The organism is Micromonospora sp. LZ34, assembly GCF_052981855.1.
This window is the reverse complement of sequence record NZ_JBRIQN010000012.1, coordinates 105,942-124,710: the sequence shown is the minus strand read 5'-3', so window position 1 is coordinate 124,710 and position 18,769 is coordinate 105,942. Positions and strand designations below refer to the sequence as shown.

Below are 18,769 nucleotides of genomic sequence, written 5' to 3'. Positions count from 1 at the left end.
GACGGTCGGCGGAACTGCACTTGTGCTCACGGCGGGCCAGCTTACCGGTACCTGGACGGCCTGGGCGGATGCTCGGGCGCGGCGGATGTTTCAGGCCACGGCGGGGCCGACCGGGCAGAGCCGGTCGCGTACCGCGCTGAGCGGCAGTGCCCACGGGAAGGCGTGCAGGTGCCGCTCCCCCGTCCCGGGCGGGTGCAGCGGGAAGACGTGGTCGCCGAAGAGCACCGTCACCCCCCATTCGGCGAGCCGCGCCATGCCGCTGCGGAACGCCGGGTGCCGGGCCATCGCCGCGTTGGTGAACGGCACCGCGACCAGCGGCACCCCCTGGCCCTGCGCCTCGACCAGCAGGCCCAGCGCGAGCGTGTCGGTGATCCCGGCCGCCCACTTGTTCACCGTGTTGACCGTGGCCGGGCAGACGATCATCGCGTCGGCCGGCGGGAGGACGTCCGGGTCACCCGGGTTCTTGTAGCGGGTCCGCACCGGGTGACCGGTCTGCCGGGCCAGCGCGGCCCGGTCGACGAACTTCGCGCCGTCCGGCGTGGTGATCACGCAGACGTCCCAGCCGTCCTGCTGGGCAAGCTCCACGAGCCGGCCGACGTGGCGGGCCAGCGGTGATCCGCAGGCGATGACGTAGAGCACCTCGCGGCGCCCGGTGTGCTGCCGGCCGGTCATCAGGCCGGCTCCGCGCTCATACCCCTACTCCCATGTGCTCAGCCAACTCCGCGATCGGAGAAGGCGGCGCACCACGTGTGCGACGCAGGATGTCGGACATCGCCTCGTGGGCGATCGGCCGGCAGCGGATCTCGGACGGGGCCAGCCGGTCGCCACGCAGCAGCATCTCTCCGGCGTTGGCCACGTCGCCGATCTGGGCGAAGCCGCGGGCGATGTCGAGCAGGTGGTGCGCCCGCCGCTCCGGCAGCAGCGCGTTGAACGCGGGTTCCTGGATCCGCTGCTGGTGGACCTCGACCGCCCGGCCGCCGTCACCCAGCTCGACCGCCGCGGCCGCCCGGTGCAGTTCCAGGTTGGTCGGGCCGAACGAGGTCCAGTAGTGGTTCTGGTCGCTGCCGAGCAGGGTCGCCGCCTCCTGGGCGCCGTTGAGCAGGTCGTCGACGGTGGCCGAGTCGCCGATCCGGGACGCGGCCATCGCGCCCTGCAGCAGCAGCATGCCGTAGACGGAGAGCCGTTCCGGGGAGGCGTCGTTGCTCCCGCCGGGGGCGAGCCGGTTGGCGATGGTGACGTTCAGTTCCAGCGCGGGCCGGGCCCGCCCCATCGCGACCAGCGCGTTGCAGACCCGGGTGGTGGCGATGCCGGCGAGCAGCTGGTCGTCGGCGCGCTGGGCGACCGCCATCGACCGGTCGGCGGCCAGCCAGGCCAGGTCGCACTCGCCGAGCTTGCGCAGCACCGAGGAGGCGATCTGGTAGACCTGCCCGAGCAGGTGGGCCGCCTCGCGGGCCTGGTCCCCGCCGTAGCCGGCGTCGGCGGCCTGGGCGTCGCGCAGCAGCTTGGGCAGCGCGCGGGTGAGCATCCCGTAGCGGCCGTACTGGTAGGTGAGCCAGGCGTGGTTGACCGCCTTGCGCATGTCGGCCAGCGGTGGCGGGTGCGGCGCCGCGTCGAAGTACGCGCTCATCGCGTCGTAGCGCTCGAGGGCGGCCCGGATCTCCTGGACCTCGACCTGGTCGATGCAGTTCAACGCGTCGGTACGCCGCTCCGGGTCCTTGCCGAGCAGCAGTTGCACGTCGACCTGGAGGATGTCGGCGATCTCGTACACGACGGAAAACTTGTCCAGCCGGCGTACCCCGCGCTCGACCTTGTCCACCCAGCTCTTCGACTTGCCCAGCCGGTCCGCGAAGACCTGCTGCGACATCTTGCGCCGCCCGCGCCAGTAGGCCACCCGCCGCCCAATGGGTAACTCGTCCATCTCCCCACCCCTCCCCTTGCCTCCACCCGGCCGGCGTGCCGGGTGGTCTTCCGCGGGCGCGACGTTCATGTTTCAGGTTTTCGCTGGTCGCACAGCCTGTGCGTCAGCCGTACAGCCAGTCCTCGTAGTTTTCGTGCAACTTGCATCAACCGTTCGTCAATCCAAACGAGCGCGGGTTACGGCAGTGACGGTGTTCGACATACGACCTGGGCGTCCGACCGGGTCCGCCGAGGGGAGATGGCACACATGTGGGGGAATGTCGCGCCGCGCGTCGTCCAACTGTCGCCATTGGAACGGGTGCGGCTGCGCCGGGTGGCCGTGCGCTACGCGCTGCACGGCTGGGAGGTGACCCCGGGCGCCTGCCTGGCGCGGAGCCGGTTCGTCTGCGGCCGTGCCGGCTGCCCCACCGTCGGCTGCCACCCCGCCCTGGAGAACTGGGAGCACGCGGCCAGCGCCGACCCGGCCCGGGTGGCGACCTGGTGGCGGAACCGGCCGCACGGCGTGCTGCTCCCCACCGGCCGGGCGTTCGACGTGCTGGAGGTCGCCGCGCACCTCGGCCGGCGGGTCCTCGACGCGGTGCGGACCCATCCGGCGGGCGTCGGCGTCCGCGGGCCGGTGCTGGTGACCCCCACCGGCCGCTGGATGTTCCTGGTCCGCCCGGGTGACCCGCTCCGGCCGGAGCTGGACCACTGCTTCCACGTGGTCCGGCACGGGCCCGGCTCGTGGATCCCCGCGCCGCCGACCCGGCTGCCGGAGGGCACCGTACGCTGGGCCGTCGCGCCCGAACAGGCCCGCTGGCAGCTGCCCGACTCCTACCTGGTGCAGAACGCCCTGATCGACGCGCTGCGGGCCACCGGCGTGACGTTGAGTTCGGAACTGCTTCCCGGGCACCTTCCGCTGCCGCGCCGGGGGATGTGAACCCGGGCCGGGCAGCGTCGCCGGCCGGCCCCGCCTCGTTGCACAGGGCGACGGGGCAGCAGCCAGGAGCGGGGGTTCCATGTCCACCGACGACACCACGCGCCAGCCGGACGGCACCGAGCCGCCCCGGCACAGCCGCCCGGCGTACCGCTGGGCCGGCACCCGGCCCGCCGGCTCCCGCCCGGGCCGGCCCCGGCCCGCCGGCTCCCGGCCCGCCGGCACCCACCGCCCGGCCCGCTGACCGTAGGGGTCACGCCGAGCCGAGCCGGCCGTGATCCACCGGGCCGACGCCGTGCTCGCCCGGGCGGAAGGCTGTTTCGATCGGGCGAGGCGGTTCTCACCAGGCCCGGGCCGCGACCAGTCACCCCCACGCACGCTTTGCTCTGCTTCAACCCACGCAGCACTCGGAGGCTCCGACCGTTGCGCGGGTTGAAGCAGAGCAAAGGGCACGGGAGGGGCTCCCTCCGCCTCGCCCTGGTCCGACCGCTGCGCCGGTTGAAGCAGAGCAGAAGGCCCGGAAGGAGGAGCTTCCTCCGCCTCGCCCCGGGCCAGACGCCCGGTTCGGGGGCGGTGATGGCCCCGTGGTCCGCCGCGTCAGTCGGCCAGCGGGAGTTCGCTCGAGTGCAGCAGCCGGCCGTCGTCGGTGACGATCGCGTGCCGGTGCCCGGGGAGCCGGTCCAACCAGCCGATGCCGGCGACGCCCATCGCCACCGCCACGGTGGCGTACGCGTCGGCGAGGCCGAGGTCCGCGCCGACCACGGTGACCGAACGCAGGCCGCTCGCCGGCACGCCCCGCCGCGGATCCCACACGTGCGGGCCGCGCTCGTACACCCCGGAGGTGGCCACCGCCAGGTCGGTGCCGGTCAGCACCAGGCAGGTGGCCATCGGGTCCCACGGGTGCCGAACGCCGATCCGCCACGGCCGCCCGCTCGCCGACCGTCCCCGTACCCGCACGTCGCCGCCGGCATTCAGGCAGTGGTTGACCGCGCCGGCTGCGCACAGCCGGTCCGAGGCGACCTGCGCCGCCCAGCCCTTCACGTACCCGGACGGGTCGAGCCGGCCGGTCGCGTACGCGTCGAAGAACCCGTCGGTGGCGCGCCGCAGCTCCGCGCAGCGGGCCAGCACCTCTCGCAGGTCGGCCGAGGCGTCGGCGACCGGCAGCTCGCCCCGGTCCACCCGGCACACCTCGCTGTCCGCCCGGTACGTGCTGAACCGGGCGTCCACCTCGCGCAGCCAGCCGAACACCCCGTCGGCCAGCTCGGCCAGCTCGGCGACGGGCAGGTCGTCGGCGAGGTCCAGGCTGATCGCCGTACCCATGACGTGCTCGACCCGGCGCAGCCCGGGCCGGGCCGGCGCGGCCGGCACCTCAGCCGGCCCGGTCGATCGCGGCCTGCAACGACTGCCGGTACGAGTCGCTGGTGGCGGTCGCCCCGGAAACGGTGTCCAGGTCGGCGCTCTGCTGCTGCACCACCAGACCGGAGCTGCCGCTGTAGCGGTCGTCGACCTGCTCGCTGCGCTGGTCGGACTGGGCCGTCTCCTCGGGCAGCTCCAGCGCGACCACGTTGACGATCCGCGACCCGGCCAGGGTGATCTGCACCTGGACGTTGCCGTACTCGTTCTCCACCACCGGCCCGGTCACCGTGCGGGTGGTCGGCTGCGCCGGCTTGCTGCTGGTCCGCGGCGCGGACGGCGCCCGGGTGCCGGAGCCGGGCCGGCTCGCCGGGGGTCGGGCGGTGGTGCGGGCGGGCCGGGGCGAGGCGGTGCTGCCGGCCGGCGTGCCGTCCTTCGCCCCGGGCGGCGCCTGCGGAGGTGCCGAACCGGCACCGGGGGCCACCGGCCGCCCGTCGACCGGCTGGCCCTGGGCGGCGACCTGGGCGGCGACCTGGGTGGTGTCCGGCCCGCCCTTGAGCACCACCATCGCGGTGGTGCTGGCCGCCAGGCCGGTGATCGCGAGGAGTGCGCGGCGCATGATGCCTTCCTACAACTCGAACGTGGCGAGGTGGATCTGCCGGCGGGGCACCCCGGCCTGGCGCAGCACCCGGAGCGACTGCTCGACCAGGCCGGGCGGCCCGCAGAGGTAGACGTCCCGGTGGACGACGTCGGGCACCAGCCGGTGCAGCCCGTCCGGGCTCATCACCTGCCGAGGGCCGGGGTCGTGGCGGGAGCCGATGACGTACCAGACCGAGACGTCGCGGGCCTGGGCCAGCCAGTCCAGCTCCCGGCTGAGCAGCACGTCGGCCGGGGTGCGGGCGCGGTAGATCAGCGCCGCGCCGGGTGGCAGCTCCTCCAGCATCGCCCGGATCGGGGTGATCCCGCTGCCGCCGGCGATCAGCAGGGCCCGCTCCCGGGTACGGTGCGCGGCGGTGAAGGTGCCCGACGGCCCCTGCACCCAGACCCGGGTGCCCGGGTCCAGGTCGCGCAGGTCGGCGGTGTGCGTACCGACCACCTTGACGGTCAGGCGCAGCCAGCGGCCGTTGGCCGCGGCGGAGACCGAGAACGGGTGGGACTGCCACCAGCAGCCCCGGGTGAGGAACCGCCAGCGGAAGAACTGGCCGCCGAGCAGCTCCATCCGGCCCAGCCAGCGGCCGGTCAGGTAGATCGAGATGGTGTCCGGGCTCTCCGCGACCACGTCGGCGACCTGCAGCCGGTGCCGCAGGTTGAACAGCAGCGGCACGACCACCCGGCCCCAGAGCAGGGCGGCGACCACCAGCACGTACAGGGCGATCCAGAAGGTGCGCACCGGGCCGGGGCGGAACAGCTGCGCGCCGTTGCTGAACTGGTGGCCGAAGCCGAGCAGCAGCACCGGATAGGCGGACAGGTGCAGGGCGTGCCACAGCTCGTACGGCAACGCGGTGCGGATGGCCCGGATGCTGGTGAAGCCGACCAGCACCATGATGGCGGCGGCGGCGAACGCGGAAACCATGTCCTCGTAGTCGCGCAGCAGCACCCCCGCCTCGGTGAGCACGGAGTTGTCCTCCATGCCGGCGTAGCCGACCACGATCAGCGAGGTGTGCGCGAGCACCGCGACCAGCAGGGTGGCACCGACGTCGCGGTGCCAGCGGGCCAACTGCTCGCCGCCGATCCACCGTTCCAGCACCGGCAGCCGGCTCATCATCAGCACCTGCACCAGCAGCAGGTAGCCGGCGACCAGGCCGGTGATCCGGCCGGCCGCGGTGAGCGTCGCGACCGAGTCGCGCAGCGAGCCGGCCGGGGTGTCCAGCCACCAGGGCAGCACGCTGGCCAGCAGGCCGACCACCAGCAGCGCGGCCAACAGCCGCCGGCCGCCGGGTCCGCGCCGCGGCGGCACCGGTGGCGGTACGTCCGCAGCCGGCCGGCCGCCGTGCCGGGACGGGGTCCCGGTGCGGCGGCCGGCGGCGTGCGTGCGGGTGTACGTCACGCGTACAGCTTCATCGGGGCGTACTTCTGCCGGGGGAAGATCTTCTCCACCTCCGCGTTGGTGAGCCCGAACCGACCCTGCGCGACGGACCCGTAGACGTTGAACATGTTGTTGTATTCGGGTACGTCGCCGGAGTCGAGATCGTTCAATCCGTTCCAGGTGCCGAGCAGCGAACCGGCCAGCTTGCGTCCGGACAGGATGGTCACCACCCCGCCGTGCCCGTGGTCGGTCCCGCCGCCGTTGGAGGCGACCCGCCGGCCGAACTCGCTGGACACCATGATCGTCACGTCGGCGGCCTGCTCGCCGAGGTCGGTGAAGAACGCGGCCATCGCGCCGGCCAGCTCGTTCAGCCGGCGGTGCAGTTGGCCGCCGGACCGGCTGCCCTGGTTCTCGTGGGTGTCGTAGCCACCCATCCCGACCGTGGCCACCCGGACGTTCGCGCCGCCCTTGATGAGCTGCGCGAGCTGCTGGAAGGCGCGGCCGACGCCCTCGTACTCCACGCCCTCGGCCGGCTGGTAGGGCTTGGCGGCCAGCTTCTGCGCGGTGGCCAGCGCGCCCAGGCCGGACTGCACGGCCTCCTCGACCGGGTGGTTGATCCCGGTGAACAGCCCCTTGATGGCCTTCTCGGTGGCGGCGCGGAACCGGTCGTCGCCGTTGAGCCGCAGCGAGCCGACGCTGTTCAGCGACAGCGCGCCGTTGGTGCCGACCAGCGAGCGGGGCAGCGTGCTGCCGATGCCGACGCTGCGGAACGCGGTGCCCTTGCCGAGCGCGTCGACCAGGCTGTCCAGCCAGCCCCGGCCGCCGGTCTCGCCGGGCAGGCCGCCGAGGTTGCAGGCGTCCGCGGCCTGGAAGTGGCTGCGGGACAGCCGCTCGTCGGAGACGGCCGGGACGAAGCCCAGCTGGCCGGACTTCAGCCACGGCTCCAGCGGCTTGAACGCGCTGGTCAGCTTGAACCCGCGGCCGACCGCCAGCGAGTCGTCGGCGAGCAACAGGTCGGGGCGGGCCTTGGCGAGCACCGGGTCGTCGGCCGGGGCGACCAGGCTCAGCCCGTCCAGCCCGCCGTAGAGGAAGACGTGGATCAGGGTGCCGGTCTTGGTGGCGGCGAACGACGCCGAGGTGGTGACGAACTGGGCGGTGGCCAGCGCGGTAGCGGTGGCCGCGGCGCCGGCGACGAAGGTGCGCCGGGTCACCCTGCGACCGTCCTGCTGGGCCTCCTCCAGGTCCTCCAGCCGCCGGTAGCGGTCCCGCTCGGCGGCGTTCTCGGCGGCGACGACGTCGGCCTCCGCGCGCAGCAGCGCCTCGGCCGGGTTGTCGGCCAGCCGCCGCAGGTCGGGGCATTCGGGGTGCAGGGGGTACGAGTACACGGTCTTCTCCATCGAATGCCTCACCGGAGGTGGTGCTGGGGGGACGCGAGGATCGCCCGCGCGACGGCGGCGACGGCCCCGTTGAAGGTGGCGTCGACCCTGGTGCTGGCCGAGACGCCGGCCACGCCGAGGATCAGCGCCTTCTCCCGGGCGGAAAGCTTCTGCTGCACCAGCCGCTTGGCCAGCGCGTCCACGTACGCCCCGGCGGTGGCCGGCGGTCTGGCCACCAGCTTCTCCGGCCTGGTGTACGTGAACTCGGTGCGGTAGCCGGCCAGCAGGTCGCCGGCCTCGTTCCAGCCGTTGACCATGGTGCCGGCGGAGGTCCAGGCGACGTAGACGTCCGGGTAGCCGTCCGGGGTGGGCTGGCCCATCGGGTACTGGCCCAGCTCGCGCAGCTTGTCGTGGATCTGCCGCAGGCCGCGGGCGAACGGGGTGCGCTTGTTGTCGCCGTTGTCGTGCTTCGGCGACGCCTCCGGCGAGACGCCGAGGGTGCGGTAGGTGGCGACCAGGTACTCCATCGGCCGGCGCACCTTCTGCCCCACCGCGGCCCAGAACTCCGAGGAGCTGAAGAGCGTCATCAGCACCGGCTTCACCCGGCCCTTGTTGGCCGTGTACGTCTTGGCCAGCCGGTCCACCAGGGACTTCGGCGGGGTGTCCGAGACGAACCGGGTGGCCAGGCTCTGCGCCACGTACTTCGCGGTCGACGGGTGCAGCGCGATGTAGGTCAGGTACGCGTCGATGGCCGCCTCGGCCTTCTTCGGGTCCCGGGAGTTGTTGGCGTGGGTGGAGCCGAGGATCTTCACCTTGCCGACGTAGTGCCGCTCGGGCCGGAAGACGTACCGGCCGTCGTTGACGCCCCGGCCGGTCTGCAGCAGGGCGGCCTGCCGGACGTCCTTCTCGGTGTAGCCGCCGTCGACGCCGACGGTGTAGAGCTCGAGGTTCTCCCGGGCGAGGTTCTCGTTGACCGCGTCGGCGCGGGAGTCGTTCTGGTTGAGGTAGAGCAGCAGCGCGGGGTGCTTGTTGGCGGCCAGGAACATCTCCGGGTAGCTGCCCAGCGCGTGCGCCCGGACGACGTCCCGGTCGAACGAGGCCCGGTACACCTCGCCGCCGTCGAAGTCCGCGGCCACGTGCAGGAAGTCGTTCCAAAAGTCGACCATCACCTCGTAGAGCTGGCGGTCCGACCAGATCTGCCGGGCGACGGTGGCCTCGACCATCTCCCGCTCCGGCTGGGCGCCCCGCTCGTTGAGCTGGTCGCGCTGGTCGCGCAGCTGCTGGGTGGAGAGCTTGAGGGTGGGCAGCTCGGCGAGCTTCAGCTCGGCCCGGGTGGGGGCGATCTTGTCCGGGTCGAGCTGCCAGCGCAGCCAGCCGTCGATTCCCTTCTCCTTGATGTCCGCGACCACCCTGGGCGTGGCGCCGAAGGTGGCCCGCCGGGCGAGGTGCAGGATCGGGTCCTTGGCCAGCACCGTCTTGACGGTCACCGGGGTCTCCGCCGCGGCGGCGGCCGGCCCGGAGAAGGTCCGGCCACCGGCCGGGGCGTTCTTCTTCAGCGCCTCGCCGGCCCGGGAGCCCATGTAGCTCTCGTTCTGCTCCGTGTAGGTGCGCACGGTGCTCGGCTGCTGGCCGCTGGGCCGGGCGGCGGTGCCGTCGGTGACCGCGGTGCCGGTCGCGTCGCCCACCGGCTCGTCGCCGAAGAGGCTGCGCACCTGCGGGGTCATCGCGAGGGCGGCGCCACCGGCGACCACCGCGGCGGTGCCGCCGAGCGTGGCGAGCGCCTTGCGGCGGCCGACCCGGCGGCCGGGCTCCTCGTCGTCGTCCAGGTTGGGCAGTCCGGCGCCGGCCGGCCGGGCCGGGACGGCCTGCTGGCCGAAGCCGTCCGGACCGACCCACTGCGGTCCCCGCGCGGCCAGCGCCTGCGGGTGGGGCGAGGGGTGACCGTACGGGGTGGACGCGTTCGGGTCGCGGTGTCCGGTGCTGGGGTGCTGTCGTGCGTCCCAGCCGCGGTCGTCCCGCGGTCGCCATGGTGGCAGATTCTGGTCGGCCATGTACCAATCCCGATTTCTACCGAGCGCCGGCACGGCTGCGACCAGCGAAGGTCGAGGTGCGGCGACTGTTGCCTGAGGGGGTTGCTACGGCAAGGTAACCAAGGCCTCCGGCCCCCTCAAGGCACTCGTGGAGGCCCCGCGAGGACACTTAAGACAGCCCTCAGCGGCGCCGGGCCGGGCGGGATTTCCACCCCATCCGCCACGCGCCCCCGGAGCAGGGCCGACGCGTCACCCTCCGACCCCGACGTAACGTTTTCGACGTAGCCGACGCTTATCGCGCCGTTCAACGGCACAGCGAAACTTAAGGTGCGGATAAGCCTCAGCTGAGGTGGTCCGGGCGGCGCGTCACGCGGGGCGGGTCGGCTCCGGCGTGGGAGCGCCGCCGACGACCGCGGCGGGAAGCGCCCGACCCCGGCCGAGGGCAAAGTGGCACCAGGACGGGAGCGTGAGCCGCCGCCGCAGCGGGTATGCCGCCGAACCGCTGAACGCGTGAGGGGAAGGCACATGCTCAGCAAAGAGGATCAGCGCAGGTTCGAGCAGATCACCCGTCACCTCCGGGAGAGCGACCCGGCGTTCTTCGCCCGGCTCGACACCCGGGCCCGGGCCCGCCGCGGCCGCTATCTGATGCTGTTGACCATCGTGCTGTGGGCCTCGCTGCCGGCGATGACGGTGCTGGCCGGCCGGCTGGCCGGGGCGATCTGCGCGGTGGTGCTGCTGGCCAATGCCGCGGTGATGTGGCGGTACCGGCGCCGCTGGCTATGACCCGCCGAGGGCCCGGTAGGCCCGCCGCAGCCGTTCCACCAGCCCCGGCCCGCCGATGGCGGGAGCCGGCGGGCCGAGCTGGCGCAGTAGCAGGTCCGGCCCGGTGGCCAGGCTCGGCGGCCGGTCGGGCAGCGGCACCGGTGGGAGCCAGAACCGGTCCACCGTCTCGGCCAGCGGCGCCGGGGGCAGACCGACCACCGCCCGCGCGGCGCCGACCGCCGGGGCGTCCGCAGTGTCCGCCGCCGGTCCGGCCGTCGCCGTCGCGCCCGAGGCGTCCGGCGTGGACGGTCGATCGCCAGGCAAAGTGTCTGGCGTGGACTGTCCAGCGTCGGCCGCGGCGTCGCCGGCGACCCCGGCGCGCAGGGCGCGCAACCGGTCGAGCAGCTCGGCCCGGGCCCGGCCGCGCCAGTGCAGCAGCTGGAACGGGTCGGCGTCGAACGCCTCGGCGAGCAGGTAGAAGGTGGCCGCGAGGTGCTTGCACGGGACCGCGAAGTCGGGGCAGTTGCAGCGCTGGTCGAGCTCCTCGATCTTGGCTGGGAACAGCGGGCCGCCCGCGGCGGCGAACAGCTCCTCCAGCTCGGCCGGCAGGTCACCGGCGAGCAGCCGGGCGCTGAAGAACGCCTGGGCGGCCAACTCGTCCTCGATCCGGGACCAGAGCGCGGCCGGGAACGCCGGCAGCGCGATGCGCACCTGGTAGGGCTGGGCGCGGGAGCCCTGCACCACCGCGCTGACCAGGCCGGGGGCGATGTCCAGGCGGACCACCTGGCCGGCCCGCGCATACGACCGGCCACGGGTCAGCCGGGTGCCGAGCGCGAACGACTCCAGCACCTCCAGGAAGCGGCGCGACCACCAGGATCGGCCGATGGCGCCCCGGGTGCTGCGGGCCCGCAGGCCGCCGTCCACCCGGCGGGGGCGGCCGTAGTCGGCGAACCGGCCGTTCGCGGTCTCGCTCTCGCTCACTCCGCCACCGCCCCGGCCTCCAGGCTGAACAGCTCGCGCAGCTGCGCGGTGGACAGTTCGGTCACCCACTGCTCGCCGGTGCCGACCACCCGCTCCGCCAGGCCGCGCTTGTCGGCGATCAGCGCGGCCACCTTCTCCTCCACGGTGCCGGCGCAGACGAACTTGCGTACCTGTACCCGGCGACGCTGGCCGATCCGGAACGCCCGGTCGGTGGCCTGGTCCTCCACCGCCGGGTTCCACCACCGGTCGACGTGCACCACGTGGTTGGCGGCGGTCAGGGTGAGCCCGGTGCCGCCGGCCTTGAGCGAGAGCACGAACAGCGCCGGCCCGTCCGGCGACTGGAACCGGGTGACCATCGCGTCCCGGTCGGCCTTGCCCACCCCGCCGTGCAGAAAGAGCACCTCGCGGCCGAACCGGGCCGCCAGGTGCCCGCGCAGCATGCCGCCGAACTCGGCGTACTGCGTGAACAGCAGGGCCTTCTCCCCCGCCGCGAGCACCTCGTCGAGGATCTCCTCCAGCCGGGCCAGCTTGCCGGAGCGCCCGGCCAGCGGCGAACCGTCGCGCAGCACCTGGGCGGGGTGGTTGCAGACCTGCTTGAGCCGGGTCATGGTGGCCAGCACCAGCCCTCGCCGTTCGATCCCGTCGCTGGACTCGATCCGGGCCATCATGTCGTCGACCACCGCCTGGTAGAGCGAGGCCTGCTCGGCGGTCAGGTTGCAGACCACCTCCATCTCCAGCTTCTCCGGCAGGTCGGAGATGATCGACGAGTCGGTCTTGAGCCGGCGCAGCACGAACGGGCCGGTGATCCGGCGCAGGCGCTCGGCGGCCTCGGCGTCGCCGTGCCGCTCGATCGGCTCGGCGAACCGCTTCTTGAAGGTGGCCGCCGGGCCGAGCAGCCCGGGGTTGGCGAACTGCATGATCGACCAGAGGTCGGCGAGCCGGTTCTCCACCGGCGTGCCGGTGACCGCGATCCGGTGCCGGGCGGGCAGCGCGCGTACCGCCTCGGCCTGCCGGGTGGCCGCGTTCTTGATCGCCTGGGCCTCGTCCAGCACCACCCGGTGCCAGTCGATGCCGGCCAGCGCGACCGCGTCGCGGGCCGCCACCGAGTAGGTGGTGAGCACCAGGTCCGCGGCGTGCGCGGTGGCAGCGAACTCCGCCCCCCGGGCCCGCTCGGCGCCGTGGTGCACGTGTACGCGCAGCCCGGGCGCGAACCGGGCGGCCTCCCGCTGCCAGTTGCCGACCAGCGACATCGGGCAGACCAGCAGGGTCGGCCCGGCCGCCGGCGGGTCCCCGGCGAGCAGGGCGAGCAGCTGCACCGTCTTGCCCAGCCCCATGTCGTCGGCGAGCACCCCGCCCAGCCCGAGCGACTGGAGGAAGGCCAGCCAGGCCAGCCCCCGCCGCTGGTACGGCCGCAGCGTGCCCTGGAAGCCCGGGGGCGGGTCGAGCGGGGTGAGCCGCCGCTCCACCGCGCCGGCGAGCAGGTCGCCCAGCGCGCCGTCGGCGGTCACCTCCAGCACCGGCAGCGCGTCGGGCTGCTCCGCGTCGGAGAGGCCGAGCCGCAGCAGGTCGGCCACGGTCAGCTCGCCGGCCGAGCGGAGCAGCCGCAGCCCGGCGGCGAGCCGCTTCGGGTCCAGCTCCACCCAGCGGCCGCGCAGCCGGACCAGCGGGGTCTTCAGGGCGGCCAGCGAGGCCAGCTCGTCGGCGGTCAGCGGCTGGTCGCCGAGGGCCACCTCCCAGCGGTAGTCGACCAGGGCGTCCAGCCCGACCCCGCCGGCGGCGGCGGCCACGGTGCCCGGCGCGGTCCGGCTGCGCGCCTGCAGCCGGGCGCCCAGCCGCGACGAGGGGCGCTGCCACCAGGACGGCAGCAGCACGGCGAACCCGGCGGCGTGCAGCACCGGGGCGCCCTCGCGGAGGAACCGGTGCGCCCCCTCGACGTCCAGCTCCAGCGCCTCCGGGGTGGCGGTACGCAGCGCGGTGTCCAGCTCCGGCCAGAGCCGGCTGGCCCGGCCCAGCTCGGCCAGCAGGGTCTCCTGCGGGCTGTCCAGCCGGCCGGCCAGGCCAGCCGCCGCCTGCGGGGCCCGCCAGACCTGCCCGGCGTCGACGTGCAGGCTCGGCTCGTTGGCCGCCTGGAGCCCGAACTCGACCCGCCAGCGCCCGCCCTGCCCGACCGCCGCCGTGGGGTCGGCGGGCACCACGACGACCGGCTCGGTGATCTCGTCGGCGGGCGGCTCGACCAGCCGGAAGCTGGCCCGTACCGAGCCGCCTGCGGCGTCGCGCTGCCAGGCGTCCAGCTCGGTGCGGAGGGTGTCCAGGGCGGCCGGGTCGGCGGTGAAGTCCCGGCGTGGGCCGGTGAGCGCGGCCAGCCAGGCCGGCACCGCGCCGTTCGGGCGGACGCCCCGGCCGAGCCGGATCTCGCCCAGCGCCGCCCGGGCGGCGGCGTCGGCGAGCGCGTCGAGGGCCTGCGCGACGAGCGCGCCCGGCGCGACCTCGACCGCGGTGGCGGGCCGGCGACCGGCGGTGTCCCGGGCGGGGGCGGCCAGGGTGCGCCGGGCCGGCGGACCTCCGTCCGGTTCGGGGTCGAGCCGGTCCACCTCGACCACGGCCCGGGCGGCCGGGGGCAGAGCCAGCGCGAGCGCCCGGGCCCAGGCCGCGTCGGTGCCGGTGAGCAGCGGTCGCCACACCGCCCGGGCGCTGCCGCCGCCTCCCGGGGCGGCGGGTTCGGCCCCGGCGGAACCAGCGGCGCCGGGCCGGCCGGGGGCGCCGGCCGGATCCGTCGCCTGGGCGGGGACGTCGGCGAGGCCGGGCAGCACCCGGCCACGGGTGACCAGGTCGGCGGCGAACTCGGCCAGCTCGGCGAGGTGACGCAGGCTGGCGCCGGGCGTCGCGGCCGTCAGGTCGGGACGGCGCAGCAGCGCCCACGCGGCGTCCGGGGCGTACACCAGGACGGGGACCCGCCAGCCGGCGAGGGTGACCGGCCCGCGGGCCGGTGCCACCGCGGCGGTCCGGACCAGCTCCGGTGAGTCCAACGGTGCGCCGACCCGGGTGGGCAGGGTGAGCAGCGCGGTGCCGAGGTCGGCCGGCTCGGCGGCCTCGGCCAGCGCGGCGGCGAGCGCGGCGTGGTCGGCGGCGAACGGGTGCGGGCGCTCCCGCGGGGCGCGGCCGGGCCGGCGGAGCACCTCGGCCGGCCGGGTGCTGTCCTCGGCCCAGACGGCGAGCCCGCCGTCCGAGCCGTCGCCGGGCAGCCACAACCCGTGGATGACCAGCACGTGCTCCCCCTCGTCGACGCCCGGGCCCAGGATAGGCGGCCGGGACAGGCTACCGTCGAACCCCATGTACGACCTGTTGGTGATCGGCGGCCTCGGGGTGGACGTGCGGGTGCGGGTGCCCGCGCTGCCGCTGCCGGCCGCCGACTCGGTCACCGTCGACCCGATCGACCTGCGCATCGGCAACACCGGCGCCGGGGTGGCGCTCGCCGCGCACGCTCTCGGCCTGCGGGTGGCGGTGCTGGACGTGCTGGGCGCCGACCCGGCCGGTGACGTAGTCCGGGCCGCGCTGGCCCGCACCGGCGTGCACACCGTGCTGGCCGAGGACCCGGCGGGCACCCGGCGGTCGGTGAACCTGGTCGACCCGGCCGGCCGGCGGATGTCGCTCTACGATCCGCGGCCGTGGCGCGGGCCGGCCCCGTTCGCGCCGGCCGAGTTGACCGGGCTGGTCCGGGACGCCGCGCACGTGCACCTGTCGATCATGGATTGGACGCTCGGCCTGCTGCCCGCGCTGCGTGGCGCGCTGTCGGCGGGCGCCGCGATCTCCACCGACCTGCACGACTGGGACGGCGCCAACCCCTACCACCGCCCGTTCGCCGAGGTCACCGACCTGGTCCTGGTCAGCGGGGTCCGGCTGGCCGGGTCGGCCGCCCCGCTCGCCGCCGCGCTGGCGCCGCGGACGGTGGTGGTGACCCGGGGCGCCGCCGGGGCCGAACTGCACCCGGGCGGCAACCGGGTGCCAGCCGCCACACCCCCGGGGCCGGTGGTGGACACCAACGGCGCCGGGGACGCCTTCGCGGCCGGCCTGATCGCCGCCCGGCTGCGGGGCGCGGCGCTGCCCGACGCGGCGGCGTACGCGGCCCGGGTCGCCGCCGCGGCCTGCACGCACGACGGGATGGAGTATCGGCCCGGCCTGCTGCCGCCACCCTGACCACGGGCCGGGCCGGCACGCCGGCCCGCGCGACCAGGCCCCGCCGTGGACGGCGGCCCGGCGGCTCAGAGCGCGCCGGTGGCGCCGTCGGTCAGCTCGCGGAGGATGTCGGCGTGGCCGGCGTGCCGGGCGGTCTCCTCGATCATGTGCACCAGGATCCAGCGCAGCGAGACCTCGCCGAGCTGCGGGTGCGGCACGACGTGGTCGAGCGCGAACCGCGCGGCGATCTCGCGGGACCGGGCGCAGGCCCGCTCGTATCCGGCGGCGAGCCGCTCGACGCTGTCCTCCCCGGTCAGCGCGAAGCTCGCCAGCGCCTCCTCCTCGGTGGTCAGGTAGACGTCACCGGGGCCGGGCGCCAGCAGGCACGGGAACCAGTTGCGCTCGACCAGGGTCAGGTGTTTGACCAGGCCGGCGAGGGTGGTCGCGGAGGGCACCAGGCGGCGCGTGGCCTCGGCGTCGGTGAGGCCGCGCAGCTTGCGCAGCACCACGGCGCGGTGGAAGTCGAGGAAGGATTCGAGCACGGCCCGCTCGTCGCCCGTACGGGCCAGCACCGGGCCGAGGGTGGGGTCGATCGGGATCTCCGCCATCGGCTGACGGTAGCCCCGCGCCGGGCCGGCCCGCTGCCCCGCTATCGCTGCGGTCGGCGCTGCCGCCGGGGCACGATGGGCCCATGGCGACAACGGTAGAGATCCCCTTGGCGGGCGGTCCGGCCGACGGCGAGACGGTCACCGTCGAGCTGGACCCGAACGGCCGTCCCCCGCTGACCCACCACCACCTCGGTCCGCAGGGGTTGGCCCAGGCGGAGATCTACGAGTTGGAGACCGTCGACGGCCGGGCCCGGGACTGGCGGTACTCCTGGCGCGGCCCCGCGGTGTGACGCGCGGGGCACGCCGCCCGGGCCGCGATCCGGGTCGGCGCCGGGGCTTCAGCCGCCGACCTGGGCCAGGTTCCGGGCCCGCAGGCTCTCCAGCACCGCGCGGGTGACCTGCGCGGTGCCCCGGGCCTGGTCGCACACCTCGGCCACCCGCCGGGCGGTGGCCTCGGCCCGGTGCTCCCGCTCGTCCCAGAGCCGGTCCACCTCGGCCAGCAGCGGGCCCTCCACCTCCCGCTCCACGCCGCGCAGCGCCGGCACGCCGAGCCGCTGGGCCAGGTCGAAGACCTTGCCGGCGTACGGCAGGGGCAGGAACGGCGTGCCCACCATGGCGGCGAAGATCAGGAAGTGCAGCCGCATGCCGACGGCCAGGTCGAAGTGGCGCATCAGGCCGAGCACCTGCTGGGGCGAGTAGGTGCCGTGCAGGATCCGGCCCCGCTCCGCGGCGATCATGTGGGACAGGACGCCGTGCGAGTGCCGGATGTCGTCCCGCTCCATCGGCACGAACAGCACGTACGCGTCGACCCGGTGCACCAGGAAGTCGCCGATCTGGGCGAGCAGCCGGTGGTAGCCGTCCACGTCGAGCCGTTCCGCGGCCCGGCCCGGCTCCCGCACGCTGATCCCGATCAGCCGCTTGCCGGCCGGCACCCCCTCCTCGCGCAGCAGGTGCGCCGGGAAGTCCTCCGGTTCCAGCAGGAACGCCGGGTCGGCGGTGACCGTGATCGGGTTGAGCAGCCCGGCCTCCTCCAGCACCATCCGGGACTCCTGGTCCCGCACGGTCACCTGGGTGGCGCTGGCCAGCGTCTCCCGCACCATCCCGGTGTCCACGCCCTCGCTGAGCGGCCCGACCCCGACCGCGTACGTCAGCAGCGGCAGGCCGCGCTCCTGGGCGACCCGGACGACCCGCAGGTAGCGGCGGGCCTCCTTGTCGTAGAGGATTCCGCCACCGCCGAGGATCAGCAGGTCGAGCTGGGCCAGCACCAGCGCGGAGTCGGTGCGGCTGACCCCCTCCCACGGCACCGCCTCCACGTCGGGGTGGGCCACGCGGGTGTGTGCCGGATTGCGCGAGAAGACGATGATCCGGCCGTTCGGCTCCTGCTCGCGCAGGTCGGCGAGCAGGCCAGTGAGGATCGCCTCGTCACCGAGGTTGCGACCGCCGTACGAGCCGAGCACACCGATGGTCAGTCCGGCGCCACGCGTCATCCGTCGCTCCTCCCCAGGTGCGTTCCGGGCCGGTTTCCCGTTGCACCGGTGAACAGTCCTGAGGTCAGCCCGCCGGGGTGATCGGCTTGGCCATCTGCTGGGCGGTGACCTGGAAGCCGAGGCTCTCGTACACCCGGATGGCCGCGGTGTTGCCGCCGAAGACGTTGAGCCCGAGCCGGCCCACCCCGAGCCGGGCGAGTTCCGCCTCGACGAGCCGAATCATCTCTCGTGCGTACCCTTTGCCCCGGTGCCCGGGATGCACCTCGATGTTGTGGATCCAGGCCATCGTCGGGCGGTCCTCGCCGGGCAGGGTGACCCAGATCCAGCCCACCTCGGCGTCGTCGGCCACCGCCACCCGCAGCAGCACGCCCGTGGTGGCCGCGCCGTGCGGCAGCAGCCGGTCGACCTGGAGCGCGACCTGCGCCCGGGCGGCCTGCGGGGTCAGGTCGTCGGTGCGGGCCAGACCCTCGGCGTACGACAGCTCCAGCGGCACGCGCAGCCGGGCCAGCTGTGCGGCCGTCATCGGCATCAGGGAGAGGGTCACGATGCTCCTTCCGGCGGCGGGGCGGCGACCAGTCGGGACACGAAGGCGGCCACCACCTGGTCGGTGTCGAACCCGGCGCCGATCGAGGTGGTGAGCAGGTCGAGCAGCAGCCCGTCCACCGCATAGTGCAGCAGGGCCACCTCGAACGCGCCACCGGGCAGCCCGGCCGCGACGTGGAAGGCGACGTCGTCGCGGTAGCCGCGGCGCAGCGTGCCGCCGAGGATCCGGGCCAGGTCGGGCCGGCGGACCGCCTCCAGGCGCAGCTCGATCAGGGCCCGGGTCAGCTCGGGCTGCCGGGTGGTCCGCTCGACGATGTAGCGCAGGTAGTCGGTGAACAGCTCCAGCGACGGCTCCCGGGCGCCCAGTTCGGCCAGCACCCGCTCGTCCGGCGCGAACCGCTCCATGATCCGCTCGCCGAGCGCGCCGAGCAGGGCGTCCCGGGAGCGGAAGTAGTTCGAGGCGGTGCCGGTCGGCACGCCCGCCTCGGCGTCCACCGCCCGGTGGGTCAGCCCGCGCGCGCCGGTGGCGGCCAGCACGCGCAACCCGGCGTCGGCCAGCGCCGCCCGCCGTTCCGGATTTCGTGCCACGGGAACACC

At 74.8% G+C, this 18,769-nt stretch carries 17 protein-coding genes and 2 pseudogenes; 5 read left to right on the top strand and 14 right to left on the bottom strand.

The window, feature by feature from the left end; genetic code table 11:
• Positions 1 to 90: 90 nt before the first annotated feature.
• Both ACVCAH_RS15945 and ACVCAH_RS15940 read right to left on the bottom strand, forming a co-directional pair.
• A complete protein-coding gene (locus ACVCAH_RS15945) occupies positions 91 to 672 on the bottom strand; it encodes a flavoprotein (protein ID WP_447136905.1) in 582 nt (193 codons plus the stop codon).
• A gap of 16 nt (positions 673 to 688) precedes the next feature.
• Positions 689 to 1,918 carry a helix-turn-helix domain-containing protein gene (locus tag ACVCAH_RS15940; protein ID WP_447136904.1) on the bottom strand — a complete coding sequence of 410 codons (1,230 nt, stop codon included), beginning with the start codon at positions 1,916 to 1,918 and terminating at the stop codon, positions 689 to 691.
• 237 nt (positions 1,919 to 2,155) lie between these two features.
• On the opposite strand from ACVCAH_RS15940, the gene ACVCAH_RS15935 reads away from it, so the two are divergent.
• Positions 2,156 to 2,836 carry a bifunctional DNA primase/polymerase gene (locus ACVCAH_RS15935; RefSeq protein WP_447136903.1) on the top strand — a complete coding sequence of 227 codons (681 nt, stop codon included), beginning with the start codon at positions 2,156 to 2,158 and terminating at the stop codon, positions 2,834 to 2,836.
• Between the two features lie 79 nt (positions 2,837 to 2,915).
• Positions 2,916 to 3,077 (top strand): hypothetical protein, encoded by a 162-nt coding sequence (locus ACVCAH_RS15930; protein WP_447136902.1) that lies wholly within the window; start codon positions 2,916 to 2,918, stop codon positions 3,075 to 3,077.
• Positions 3,078 to 3,430: 353 nt separating this feature from the next.
• Here the strand turns inward: ACVCAH_RS15930 and ACVCAH_RS15925 are convergent, their stop codons facing one another.
• The 5 genes from ACVCAH_RS15925 to ACVCAH_RS15905 are packed head-to-tail and all read right to left on the bottom strand — an operon-like array spanning position 3,431 to position 9,639.
• A complete protein-coding gene (locus ACVCAH_RS15925) occupies positions 3,431 to 4,153 on the bottom strand; it encodes an FAD:protein FMN transferase (protein WP_447136956.1) in 723 nt (240 codons plus the stop codon).
• 49 nt (positions 4,154 to 4,202) lie between these two features.
• Positions 4,203 to 4,805 (bottom strand): FMN-binding protein, encoded by a 603-nt coding sequence (locus tag ACVCAH_RS15920; protein ID WP_447136901.1) that lies wholly within the window; start codon positions 4,803 to 4,805, stop codon positions 4,203 to 4,205.
• Between the two features lie 9 nt (positions 4,806 to 4,814).
• On the bottom strand, positions 4,815 to 6,233 hold the full coding sequence (locus ACVCAH_RS15915; RefSeq protein WP_447136900.1) for a ferredoxin reductase family protein: 1,419 nt from the start codon (positions 6,231 to 6,233) through the stop codon (positions 4,815 to 4,817).
• On the bottom strand, positions 6,230 to 7,609 hold the full coding sequence (locus ACVCAH_RS15910) for a DUF1501 domain-containing protein (protein WP_447136899.1): 1,380 nt from the start codon (positions 7,607 to 7,609) through the stop codon (positions 6,230 to 6,232). The genes ACVCAH_RS15915 and ACVCAH_RS15910 overlap by 4 nt, the downstream gene beginning before the upstream one ends.
• Positions 7,610 to 7,617: 8 nt before the next feature.
• Positions 7,618 to 9,639, bottom strand: coding sequence for a DUF1800 domain-containing protein (locus ACVCAH_RS15905; protein ID WP_447136898.1), 2,022 nt, complete (start codon positions 9,637 to 9,639; stop codon positions 7,618 to 7,620).
• 504 nt (positions 9,640 to 10,143) lie between these two features.
• Between ACVCAH_RS15905 and ACVCAH_RS15900 the strand changes: the two genes are divergently transcribed.
• Positions 10,144 to 10,401 carry a DUF3040 domain-containing protein gene (locus ACVCAH_RS15900; RefSeq protein WP_447136897.1) on the top strand — a complete coding sequence of 86 codons (258 nt, stop codon included), beginning with the start codon at positions 10,144 to 10,146 and terminating at the stop codon, positions 10,399 to 10,401.
• On the opposite strand, the gene ACVCAH_RS15895 is transcribed toward ACVCAH_RS15900, so the two are convergent.
• The 3 genes and pseudogenes from ACVCAH_RS15895 to ACVCAH_RS15885 all read right to left on the bottom strand — a co-directional run.
• Complete coding sequence (locus ACVCAH_RS15895) at positions 10,396 to 11,361, bottom strand: SWIM zinc finger family protein (RefSeq protein ID WP_447136896.1); 966 nt, start codon at positions 11,359 to 11,361, stop codon at positions 10,396 to 10,398. The two genes, ACVCAH_RS15900 and ACVCAH_RS15895, sit on opposite strands and share 6 nt — an antisense overlap.
• Positions 11,358 to 14,051 (bottom strand): annotated as a pseudogene (locus tag ACVCAH_RS15890) (DEAD/DEAH box helicase); the annotation flags it as partial. The gene ACVCAH_RS15895 and the pseudogene ACVCAH_RS15890, both read right to left, overlap by 4 nt.
• Before the next feature lie 104 nt (positions 14,052 to 14,155).
• Positions 14,156 to 14,627: pseudogene (locus ACVCAH_RS15885) on the bottom strand (ATP-dependent helicase); the annotation flags it as partial.
• A gap of 64 nt (positions 14,628 to 14,691) precedes the next feature.
• Between ACVCAH_RS15885 and ACVCAH_RS15880 the strand changes: the two are divergent.
• Positions 14,692 to 15,555 (top strand): carbohydrate kinase family protein, encoded by an 864-nt coding sequence (locus ACVCAH_RS15880; RefSeq protein WP_447136895.1) that lies wholly within the window; start codon positions 14,692 to 14,694, stop codon positions 15,553 to 15,555.
• Between the two features lie 65 nt (positions 15,556 to 15,620).
• Here ACVCAH_RS15880 and ACVCAH_RS15875 read toward each other — a convergent pair whose 3' ends face one another.
• Positions 15,621 to 16,142 (bottom strand): DinB family protein, encoded by a 522-nt coding sequence (locus ACVCAH_RS15875; protein WP_447136894.1) that lies wholly within the window; start codon positions 16,140 to 16,142, stop codon positions 15,621 to 15,623.
• Positions 16,143 to 16,225: 83 nt separating this feature from the next.
• On the opposite strand from ACVCAH_RS15875, the gene ACVCAH_RS15870 reads away from it, so the two are divergent.
• On the top strand, positions 16,226 to 16,432 hold the full coding sequence (locus tag ACVCAH_RS15870) for a hypothetical protein (RefSeq protein ID WP_447136893.1): 207 nt from the start codon (positions 16,226 to 16,228) through the stop codon (positions 16,430 to 16,432).
• Between the two features lie 48 nt (positions 16,433 to 16,480).
• Here ACVCAH_RS15870 and ACVCAH_RS15865 read toward each other — a convergent pair whose 3' ends face one another.
• The 3 genes from ACVCAH_RS15865 to ACVCAH_RS15855 all read right to left on the bottom strand — a co-directional run bounded on the left by ACVCAH_RS15865 (position 16,481) and on the right by ACVCAH_RS15855 (position 18,760).
• The gene (locus ACVCAH_RS15865; RefSeq protein ID WP_447136892.1) at positions 16,481 to 17,629 is read right to left on the bottom strand and encodes a polysaccharide pyruvyl transferase family protein; all 1,149 of its coding nucleotides are present in this window, start codon (positions 17,627 to 17,629) and stop codon (positions 16,481 to 16,483) included.
• Between the two features lie 64 nt (positions 17,630 to 17,693).
• Positions 17,694 to 18,173 (bottom strand): GNAT family N-acetyltransferase, encoded by a 480-nt coding sequence (locus ACVCAH_RS15860; protein WP_447136891.1) that lies wholly within the window; start codon positions 18,171 to 18,173, stop codon positions 17,694 to 17,696.
• A complete protein-coding gene (locus tag ACVCAH_RS15855) occupies positions 18,170 to 18,760 on the bottom strand; it encodes a TetR/AcrR family transcriptional regulator (protein ID WP_447136890.1) in 591 nt (196 codons plus the stop codon). The genes ACVCAH_RS15860 and ACVCAH_RS15855 overlap by 4 nt, the downstream gene beginning before the upstream one ends.
• Positions 18,761 to 18,769: the final 9 nt, after the last annotated feature.

Bases quoted from the DNA above. Each gene is read 5' to 3' on its own strand.
- ACVCAH_RS15865 (WP_447136892.1), bottom strand. From the start codon at position 17,629: ATGACGCGTGGCGCCGGACTGACCATCGGTGTGCTCGGCTCGTACGGC.
- ACVCAH_RS15905 (WP_447136898.1), bottom strand. From the start codon at position 9,639: ATGGCCGACCAGAATCTGCCACCATGGCGACCGCGGGACGACCGCGGC.
- ACVCAH_RS15910 (WP_447136899.1), bottom strand. From the start codon at position 7,609: ATGGAGAAGACCGTGTACTCGTACCCCCTGCACCCCGAATGCCCCGAC.
- ACVCAH_RS15900 (WP_447136897.1), top strand. From the start codon at position 10,144: ATGCTCAGCAAAGAGGATCAGCGCAGGTTCGAGCAGATCACCCGTCAC.
- ACVCAH_RS15930 (WP_447136902.1), top strand. From the start codon at position 2,916: ATGTCCACCGACGACACCACGCGCCAGCCGGACGGCACCGAGCCGCCC.
- ACVCAH_RS15940 (WP_447136904.1), bottom strand. From the start codon at position 1,918: ATGGACGAGTTACCCATTGGGCGGCGGGTGGCCTACTGGCGCGGGCGG.
- ACVCAH_RS15880 (WP_447136895.1), top strand. From the start codon at position 14,692: ATGTACGACCTGTTGGTGATCGGCGGCCTCGGGGTGGACGTGCGGGTG.
- ACVCAH_RS15870 (WP_447136893.1), top strand. From the start codon at position 16,226: ATGGCGACAACGGTAGAGATCCCCTTGGCGGGCGGTCCGGCCGACGGC.
- ACVCAH_RS15935 (WP_447136903.1), top strand. From the start codon at position 2,156: ATGGCACACATGTGGGGGAATGTCGCGCCGCGCGTCGTCCAACTGTCG.
- ACVCAH_RS15925 (WP_447136956.1), bottom strand. From the start codon at position 4,153: ATGGGTACGGCGATCAGCCTGGACCTCGCCGACGACCTGCCCGTCGCC.
- ACVCAH_RS15945 (WP_447136905.1), bottom strand. From the start codon at position 672: ATGACCGGCCGGCAGCACACCGGGCGCCGCGAGGTGCTCTACGTCATC.
- ACVCAH_RS15920 (WP_447136901.1), bottom strand. From the start codon at position 4,805: ATGCGCCGCGCACTCCTCGCGATCACCGGCCTGGCGGCCAGCACCACC.
- ACVCAH_RS15875 (WP_447136894.1), bottom strand. From the start codon at position 16,142: ATGGCGGAGATCCCGATCGACCCCACCCTCGGCCCGGTGCTGGCCCGT.